A 9,043-nucleotide genomic window follows, 5' to 3' on the forward strand; every position below is an offset into this window, starting at 1 on the left:
AGCATATTGAAAGCCTTGGTCACTGTGGAGTAGCAGCTCTGCAGTGACCTCTTCTTTTTCTATTGCCGTGCGGATCGTATCCAGCACCAGTTTGATACTTTGGCGGGTGCTGGTTTTGTAGGCGACGATGCTTAAGTCAAACAAATCGCGGATGACGGAAAGGTAAAGAGTTCCCTGCTTGGTTGGAATATAACTGATATCGGTTACCCATTTTTGATTGGGTCTGTCAACATAGAAATTGCGATTCAACAGATTCGCATAAGTTCGTGTTTCCCCTGCCGGTGGTTTCCTTACTCAAGAAAAATATGCGGCGGCCGGGTTCCGGCCGCCGCATATTCATATCTCTTTCTGTTCCGCCGCCAGCGCGCGCTGTGCTGCGCGGTAGGCGCTGGGCGTCTGCCCCGCTTTTTTCTTGAACACCTTCGTAAAATAGTTCACGTCTGAAAAGCCCACCGCCGCGGCAATCTGCCCAATGGGCAGCTGCGCGCGCCCGCGCAGCAGGCGCTTGGCCTCCGCAATGCGCTTTTCCGAAACATATTCCGGCAGGCTTTTGCCCACCTCGCGGTTGAATTGGCTGGAAAGATAGCTGGCGTTCACACCCAGCTGCCGGGCAATGGCCTCCAGCGAAATGCCCTCGGCCAAATTGAATTGCACATAAGTGAGCATGCTTCGCACATTGGGGGAATAGCTGGCCATGGAACGCGTCTGCGCCAGACGACAGTAATCCTCCACGATCTCCCGCCGCATGGGATAAAGGTCGGCCTCCTGCTCCACCGCCTCGATGCGCATGGCCCATTTGGCGCTGATTGCGTCGATATAAAACGGATGCACCTGCGCGGCCTCCACAGCCTTGCGCATCAGCGTATTGAGCACGATGAACAGGTTTTTCCGGTTGCGCAGCTTATTGGGCACCCGCTCCAGCCGCAGAGTTGTCTCCTCCACCATGTCGGCGGCGCGCATATCGCCGCGGGCCACCGCTTCCATAAGCCTGCGCTCTCCCTCATACCGCCGTGCAATGGCGTCTGCGCGCACCTGCATGGAATCCTCCTCAAATACGGGACAGGGGGACGGGTCCTCCGGGGAGATATCCCGGCTGCTGAAAGCGCTGGACGCAAGGCTCTCGCCGTACACGCCCGCCGCCAGTACGCCCAGTGCGGCGCGCACCTTGCCGCGGCTCAGCGTGGGAAGGTCTCTGTAATAAACGCCGTACTGTTCTTTCAGGCCCAGCGGCACGCCCTGGGACGCCAGGATCTCCTCCAGCTGCGCGCCGTCCGCCCGCTCGGGCAGATAAGGACCGATGAGCACGAAGCCGTCCCCTTTCCAAAGCGCCAGCGCCGTGAAGCATATGCCGAAAGGGGTTTTGATCTCGCACGGGATGCCGGGAACACAGTCGAACAGGACGCCGCCGAACAGCACCTCGTCGTAGCTTTTTGCCACGGCGGACGGGATGCGCGCGCGGTCCAGCGAATCGCTTGGCGCCAGCTTGCGCGTCAGATAAGTAAAATTTGTATTGAGCAGAAGATGCACAAGCTCCACATAAGGGGTCAGACGCTCCAGCACTTCCATGCACAGTTCCTCCCGATATTGTATTTCGTGGTTTCAGTATAGCACAGTTTCGCAAGATATGTCATTGACTTATCCGATTTTCTTTGTTAATTTTAAATAAAATCGAAAGATTTTGCAGGTTATTTTTTACCAATTCGCAATCACTCTTCTTTTGATGCAAGGCTGCACAAAATAATCAATCGGAACAAAACAAAAAGAAAGGATCTGATCGAATGCCCGTGAATATGCGTGCAAAGCCCTATTACCTGGATGACGAGGCTGTGCAGTGGGTGGAGGACACCATCGCCTCGATGTCGCTTGAGGAAAAGATCGGCCAGCTGTTTTTCAACATGGGTTCCTCCCGCACCGAGGAATATTTGAAAATGACCGTTGACAAATACCACATCGGCGGTATCCGCTACAACCCCGGCACCGCGGCCGAGGTGCATGAGCAGAACCGTATTCTGCAGGAAAATTCCAAAATTCCTCTCATCATCGCCTGCAATACCGAGAACGGCGGCAACGGTGCGTGCAGCAACGGCACAATGATCGGCGCACAGACAAAGATCGGCGCGACGGGCGACTCAAAATACGCCAAAGCGCTTGGCAAAATGGCCAACACGGAGGCCGCGGCCATCGGCTGCAACCTCAGTTTCGCTCCGGTTTCCGATATTTACTACAACTGGCACAACCCCGTCGTCGGCCTGCGCACCTACGGCAACGATCCGCAGCGCGTGATGGAAATGACCCAGGCCTACATGGAGGGCGCGCACGAGGTGCCCGGCTTCTGCTGCGCGGCCAAGCACTTCCCCGGCGACGGCCTGGATGACCGTGACCAGCATGTTGCCAACAGCGTCAACACCTTTTCCTGCGAGGAATGGGACGCCACCTTCGGCAAAATCTACGCAAACCTCATCGACAACGGGCTGGAGGCCATCATGGCCGGACATATCATGCTTCCAAGCTATACCCGTGCCATGAACCCGGACATCAAGGACGACGACATCATGCCGGCCACGCTGTCTAAGGAGTTGCTGACGGACCTGCTCAAGGGCAAAATGGGCTTCAACGGCATGGTGCTCACAGACGCCAGCCATATGGTGGGCCTCACCTGCCGCATGAAGCGCAGCGACATGATCCCCGCCGCCATTGCCGCAGGCTGCGACATGTTCCTGTTCTTCAACGACATGGACGAAGACTTCGCCTCCATGATGAACGGTTACAAAAACGGCGTCATCACCGACGAACGCCTGGACGACGCCCTGCACCGCATCCTGGCGCTGAAAGCCCACATGGGCCTGCACAAAAAGGTACGGACAGAGCTTGTTCCCCCCGCCGCCGAGATGGAAAGGGTTATCGGCTGCGCCGCGCACAGGGCCATGCAGAAAGAGATTTCCGAGCATGCGCTGACGCTGGTGAAATACAAGGACGCGGACGTGCTGCCCATGACGCCGGAAAAGTACAGGCGCATCATGATCGTGTACGTCACCGGGCTGGAGGCCAAGGGCCTGGGCGGCGCGATGAAAAAGCTGATGGGCGGCGGCAAAAACGCAGCCGAGAGCCTGAAAGAAAAGCTGGAAGCCAAGGGCTTTGAAGTAACGCTGTACGAAAGCCCGATGGACAAGATCCAAAAGCGCATCGCCGCGGGCGAAAAAGTGGATTTCAACATCTACTTCGCAGGCAAGGATACCATTGCGGATTTTGTGGGCGCACAGGATCTTATCATCACACTTGTGGACGTGGCCGGCGGCTTCCAGGCTGTGGCGCGCCCGGGCTTTGGCATGACGAAGGGCGGCGGCGAGATCCCCTGGTATGTGTTCGAGCTCTCTGTTATCGTCATCGGCTGCCAGCAGCCGACGATCCTGGCGGACATTCCCCAGGCCCGCACCTATATCAACACCTACGATTCCGCTCCCGCTACGCTGGATGTGCTGGTGGACGAGCTGATGGCCGGGCCGGAAGCTTTCAAGGGCAAAGACCCCATCGACAGCTTCTGCGGCATGTGGGACACGCATCTGTGAATCTTTTGCAAAAAAGCGCGCGGGCATAATGCGGCCCGCGCGCCTTTCCTGCTTTCCGGCCCCTGCAACCATATGAACCTTTCAAATCCAAGGAGGAAGCTTATGTCTGAAAATCCGTTCTCCGCGTTCACGCCCAAAAAAGAATGGCTTGTGTGCGTGGATTCCGACGGCTGCGCCATGGACACCATGGATTCCAAGCACCATCAGGCCTTCTGCCCACAGCTCATCCGTGTGTACGGGCTGGAGGAATACGCCGGGCTCATCACCCCCCACTGGATGGAAGTGAACCTGTACAGCCGCACCCGCGGCGTGAACCGCTTTAAAGGGCTTGCCGCCACGATGCGCATGCTGGCGGAACACGGCGTGCGTGTCCCCGGCGCGGACGAGCTGTGCGCCTGGGTGGAAAAGGCCCCCAAGCTTTCAAACCCGGCGCTGGAGGAAGCCGTTGCGGCCGGCGGCGGCGCGGGCCTGCAAAAAGCGTTGGAATGGAGCCGCGCCGTCAACGCGGCCATCGCCGCCATGGGCGATGATTCGCGGCCGTTTCCCGGCTGCAGAGAGGCCCTGGCGGCGATCCATGTGCTGACGGACACCGCCGTTGTTTCCAGCGCCAACAGCGAGGCTTTGGCGGAAGAATGGACGCGCCACGGCCTTGTCCAGCATATGGACGTCGTTCTGGGCCAGGACGCAGGCACCAAAGAGGCCTGCCTTTCGGCGCTTTCTGCCAAGGGCTATGCGCCGGGCCATGTGCTGATGGTTGGCGACGCCCTGGGCGACCTTGCCGCCGCGCAGCACGCAGACGCGCTGTTCTATCCCATTCTCGTAGGCAAGGAAAAAACGAGCTGGGAGCGCCTTGTCTCCGAAGCGCTGCCCCGTTTCCTGGCGGGCACTTTTGCGGGTGCATATCAGGAACAGCTTCTGGCCGAGCAGCGGGAAATTCTGAAATAAGCCTTTGACTCCGCACCGCAAAGCCTGCGCTTTCCGCGGCCCGGAAAATATGGCTCTCAGGCCATGTATCGTTGAAAACAGGCTTAACACAGTATTTCCTCTGTTCCTTCTCATAAAATATTCAACCCTGCTTCACTAAATTTTTAAAGGGTCATTCGGAGAAATTTTTATTGCGGAATAATGAAGAATGCCCGGCCCCGTGCTGCTTTACGGGGCCGGGCATTCTTTTTTTACAGTTATTTTGGGCTGCTTACGCCCGGTCCGCCGCTTTCCGCGCGCAAACGGCCGCCGCGCACAGCGCAAGGGCGTTCAGCGCCAGCGTCACGCACAGCAGCACGGCCGATGCGAACGCAGCCGCCTGCGCCGTATCCAAAAAAGCTCCCACATCCTCAATGCGCGAAAGATGCGCATGATAACGCAATTGAAGATACAGCGCCGCCGCACAGGCGGCAAAGCTGACGCATACCAAAGGCAGCGCCGGATGCAGCGCGCGCGGCCGGGCCGCCGTGCGGATCATCGCCGCCACGGGCAGCATCCAGGCCAAAAGGCCCAAAGCCAGGCTGGCAAGGTTCATCCAGCCCGCGCCGATCCCTGCAAAAAATTCCATTGTGTGCTCCTTTCCCGCGCCGCAGGAAAGATTGCACCGTCACCGCTCCTCAATGGTATAAGTGAACTCGTACTGCTTCTGCAGCGCTTTCACCTTATCCTCGTTGTCTTCGATGAACGTGGGCGTATAAACGGATTTTCCCTCTTTCTTATACGCCTCCATGATCTCCTGCAGCTTGTCCCAGCATTCGTCTTTCTTTTCGTAATCCTCCGCGAGGTTGATGATGAATTCGCGGTGTTTGGGAATGCGTGCCTTCATGTCGTTTCCTCTCCTTTGTCATTCAATGAAATGCCAAAGGAAATTGTACGCAAAAAGCGCGCCTGCGTCAAGTGTGCGGCCGCCGCGCGGCCGTCAGAAATGCATTTCGTAGTAATACCAGCCGCTGCGCAGCCTCTCGGTGTAATACCAGTTGTCCCCCTCCGTTTCTTCCCAGCACCAGCCCGCGCCCGACGGAGCGAGCGTCATATCCCCTGTGCCGCCGAAGCTCAGCGGAACATCCCCGGGCGAATAATAGAAACCATTATAGCTTGTCTGGGATGCAAAGCCCGAGACCCCGCATTCAAACTGTACCTGTCCGGTACGGCTGTCATAAGAGATGCGGTCCACTCCCGGATATTCTGCGTCACCGGCGGCGCCTGCCAGAGCGATCTCACCCGCCAGCGCCTCCAGCGCCTGTACGTCCCGCTCCACCAGAGCCGCCACCGACGCCTGTGAAGCAAGCCCGCAGGCCGTAAGAAAAAGCATCAGGCAGCAAACAGCCGCAGAGCAAAGCTTTTTCCTCATATTTCTTTCCCCCTTTTTCGCGCATTGTACATCCAAACCCGATGGGGCATGTCCCGGCGGCAAAATGTGGGCCATGATTTCGGTCCGCAGGCGTGCTTGACGATGCCATGCGCAAAACTGCTCTTTTCGGAGCGGTATTTTGTTACACGAGGGGGCGCAGCTCCTGCTCCATCACGTCCGGGTCCAGCGTGCCCGCCTGTACACGGGCGGCATTATAAGTGCTGATGCCGTCCCCCACCGGCAGCACACACAACAGCGCAAACAGCACTGCACCCAGAAACACCGCGACGCGCACCAACGCCACAGTGCGGAACTGCCGCAGGATGACGCACACGAATACGCAGGCCATCCAGACCAGAAACACGCTTGCAAGCACGCGCTTCACTGTCAGGCCGTAAGCCGCGATATAAAGCGCCATTTTTGCAGCTGCCGTGGCCAGCAGCAGCAGCGTCAGCGCCGAAAGCGCGGTATTGCATACCCGCAGCAGACAGTTTTCCGCAGCCTGCGCACGGCTCATCACATTGGCGGCCAGCAGAATAACGATGTTGATGGCCGCCACACGGCACAATTCAAAAAAGCCCTGACGCGCATACTCGGAATAAGAAAATCCCTCAGGCAGTGCGCCCCAAAATGCGCCGAACAGATATTTCGCCTGCATGGAGATAAACAACAGATACACCGCGCACAGCACGAACAAAGCCGTAAGGACTGTGGAGCGGGGCGCGAACCGCAGGCCCCGCTGCACCGCGCACACCTCCTTTTTGTCGTAAACACAGGCGCGGCGGCCGCGCACGGCGCCATATACAAGGCCATACAGGTACAGAGCCGTGGGCAGCGCAAAAAACACTTTCACGACAAACTCCGTCCAGGAATCCCTCCAGCCGGAAAACCATGCGGCAAGGCGGCCTACAAAACCCGAAAGCAGCGATGCAAAGCCGTCATCTGCCGCCATCAGCAGCGGCAGCACGAAGCACAGGCACAGCAGCGCCAGCGCCACGCCGCCCAGCACCCCCAGCAGGCGTTTGCCCCGGCTTCGCTCTCCCGGCTCAGAACGGGCCGCGCGCACACGGCGGCCAAGCCCTTTCAAGCCAAAAACAAACGCCGCAGGCAGACGCATGAAGTTGCCCCAGGGCAGAACAAACAGAGCGTTGAGCACGTCCAGCGGCAGCCAATTAGAGGTCTTTCCACTTTTCAACAGACGGCCCGTGGCGCTCAGCGTCCAGTATTCCGCTGTGAACAGCAGCGCGCCGTAATGGACGGCTCCCAACAGTCCGCCGCCGTAGGGCAGTGCATAGCCAAGCCCCAGGCAAAGCAGTACCGCCAGCCAGAACCAGCTTTCCCGGGGCGGGCGCAGCTTTGCAAGATACACATAAGCCAGTACCGCGCCCGCAAAAAGTGCCGTGAACAGAGCGGTGCCCGTGCCCGCATTGCCGAACCACCGCCAGCCGCTCCAGAGCTGAAGCTCCCAGAACAGCCAGCCCACGGCCAGGAAACCACAGGCAAACGCCGCGTCCACTCCGGTGAAGCCGGGCGTCTTTTCTGTCCGGCCGACGGCGGAGCTCCCGTACTGACAGGGCGCACCAAGCGGTGCGGCGGCCTCCTGCACGGCATTCTCCTGCGCCGCGGGCTTCACGGCCCTTGAAAACGGCGCACTTTTACAAGGCGGGCACGGCATGCCCGCCGTCTTTTTCTCCTGTTCCATTTTGTCAGTCCTCCGTGTAGTCTAAAATGTCCGCCGGCTTGCAGTCCAACGCCTTGCACAGCGCTTCCAGCGTGGAAAAACGAATGGCCTTCGCCTTATTGTTTTTGAGGATGGAGAGATTCGCGGGCGTGATGCCGACGCGTTCGGCCAACTCTCCCGCACTCATTTTCCGGCGCGCCATCATCACGTCGATGTTCACCACAATGGGCATTTCGGCACGTCCTTTCTCAAATCGTATAGTCGTTTTCATCTTTGAGCCGAACCGCCTCGGCAAAGACATTCTTCACCACGCGCAAAATCAGGCCAACAAATGCCGCAGCCGCGCTGACGATGAGGAACGGCATATAGTACAGCGCACTGAACAGACATACCAGCCCGGCCGCAATGCAGCACCAGGACAACAGGCGCAGGATGGAGACGTTCTCCGGGATAAAAACCTCGCCCTCGCTGATGTTGCGCAGCAAACGCCACAGGCCGTACAGTGCCGCAGCGGCGGGCACGGCCGCCGTATAGGTGCTGACGAGGAACAACTCGAATTTTCCGGCCAAATCCTGCACGCGCAGACGGATGAGCAGCCGGAACAACCATGGTGCACCGATGCAAACTCCTGCCAGAATGAGCATAAAAAGGCAGACGCAGAATTTGGAAAGCTTGACACTTTTGTCTTTGTTCCAGTTCATAACGATTCCTCCACCGATTGTCGTTGGGGACAGTATATCATAGTATTTTCTGAAATACAAGTATTTTTTATTGTTTATCAATATATTTTTATTCTTGTTCGATTTTTTGACGTTTTTTCTGCCCGGTATACCGGAGCGCAAAGATCGAAAAAAATTCTTTTAGGCAAAGTGTTTTCCACACAGCAGCGGCCGTATGTTGAAAACTTTCCGAACATTTTCTGCGGGACGTCCTGCGCTTTCGCCGGTGCTGTTGTGCGAAGAGGAGGCCCAATTGAATGGAAAGGGGTGTTCAGTCTACGATTATTTTTTCTTCAACCGTTTCTGATGCTCTTTGCTCCAAAAGTAAATAAGCAGCGGCCAATAAAAAAGCCTTGTCTGTTTCACAAACGAGCGCGGTCTTTTGGGAAGAAAAAATTTTCAGTTTCAGCGACGATGGCCTGAGTTTGTTTCCGTGTCCGGCGAACGCGGAAAAACGAAAGTTTTCAACATGCGGCCGCTGCTGTGTGGAAAACCTTCCCGATACGAAAAAACGCTCCTTCCTGAAAACAGAAAGGAGCGCCGATGCAGTTATATGCGCTTACAGTTCGATTTTGCCGTACAGAGGCAGATCCGCGCCGTCGTTGATGGTCTCAGTGCGCTTGGGTACCGTGGGCGCGGCGCTTGGGTCGCGCGGGCGGTCCGCAAATTCACGGGCCGGAGTGCTGGTGCGGGCCGCGTATTCCCCGTCTTTGCGGGGCGGGCGCGGGCCGCGCGCGCCGTC

Annotated in this window: 11 protein-coding genes; 2 read left to right on the plus strand and 9 right to left on the minus strand. The window is 57.7% G+C overall.

The window, feature by feature from the left end:
• Both IIY41_RS04205 and IIY41_RS04210 read right to left on the minus strand, forming a co-directional pair.
• A partial coding sequence (locus tag IIY41_RS04205; RefSeq protein ID WP_455751745.1) for a DDE-type integrase/transposase/recombinase occupies positions 1–249 on the minus strand: 249 nt, incomplete at its 3' end.
• A gap of 87 nt (positions 250–336) precedes the next feature.
• Positions 337–1,566, minus strand: coding sequence for a helix-turn-helix domain-containing protein (locus IIY41_RS04210; protein ID WP_050005329.1), 1,230 nt, complete (start codon positions 1,564–1,566; stop codon positions 337–339).
• Positions 1,567–1,778: 212 nt separating this feature from the next.
• On the opposite strand from IIY41_RS04210, the gene IIY41_RS04215 reads away from it, so the two are divergent.
• Positions 1,779–3,566: a glycoside hydrolase family 3 protein gene (locus IIY41_RS04215; RefSeq protein WP_287399883.1), complete on the plus strand. Its 1,788-nt coding sequence runs from the start codon at positions 1,779–1,781 to the stop codon at positions 3,564–3,566.
• Between the two features lie 102 nt (positions 3,567–3,668).
• Positions 3,669–4,511, plus strand: coding sequence for an HAD family hydrolase (locus IIY41_RS04220; RefSeq protein ID WP_287399885.1), 843 nt, complete (start codon positions 3,669–3,671; stop codon positions 4,509–4,511).
• Between the two features lie 250 nt (positions 4,512–4,761).
• Here IIY41_RS04220 and IIY41_RS04225 read toward each other — a convergent pair whose 3' ends face one another.
• The 7 genes from IIY41_RS04225 to IIY41_RS04255 form a co-directional block, all read right to left on the minus strand.
• The gene (locus IIY41_RS04225) at positions 4,762–5,118 is read right to left on the minus strand and encodes a hypothetical protein (protein ID WP_009323714.1); all 357 of its coding nucleotides are present in this window, start codon (positions 5,116–5,118) and stop codon (positions 4,762–4,764) included.
• Between the two features lie 39 nt (positions 5,119–5,157).
• Positions 5,158–5,376, minus strand: coding sequence for a hypothetical protein (locus tag IIY41_RS04230; protein ID WP_009323713.1), 219 nt, complete (start codon positions 5,374–5,376; stop codon positions 5,158–5,160).
• 93 nt (positions 5,377–5,469) lie between these two features.
• The gene (locus IIY41_RS04235; RefSeq protein WP_287399888.1) at positions 5,470–5,901 is read right to left on the minus strand and encodes a hypothetical protein; all 432 of its coding nucleotides are present in this window, start codon (positions 5,899–5,901) and stop codon (positions 5,470–5,472) included.
• A gap of 142 nt (positions 5,902–6,043) precedes the next feature.
• Positions 6,044–7,603, minus strand: a complete 1,560-nt coding sequence (locus tag IIY41_RS04240; protein WP_287399890.1) for a DUF4153 domain-containing protein — start codon at positions 7,601–7,603, stop codon at positions 6,044–6,046.
• Positions 7,604–7,607: 4 nt separating this feature from the next.
• Positions 7,608–7,814 carry a helix-turn-helix domain-containing protein gene (locus tag IIY41_RS04245; protein WP_009323710.1) on the minus strand — a complete coding sequence of 69 codons (207 nt, stop codon included), beginning with the start codon at positions 7,812–7,814 and terminating at the stop codon, positions 7,608–7,610.
• Positions 7,815–7,830: 16 nt separating this feature from the next.
• A complete protein-coding gene (locus IIY41_RS04250; RefSeq protein WP_009323709.1) occupies positions 7,831–8,283 on the minus strand; it encodes a DUF2975 domain-containing protein in 453 nt (150 codons plus the stop codon).
• 577 nt (positions 8,284–8,860) lie between these two features.
• Positions 8,861–9,043, minus strand: a 183-nt coding sequence (locus tag IIY41_RS04255) for a hypothetical protein (RefSeq protein WP_055080339.1), incomplete at its 5' end; no start/stop codon positions are given.

Source organism: Ruthenibacterium sp. (genome assembly GCF_017421385.1).
Lineage (GTDB): Bacteria > Bacillota > Clostridia > Oscillospirales > Ruminococcaceae > Ruthenibacterium > Ruthenibacterium lactatiformans.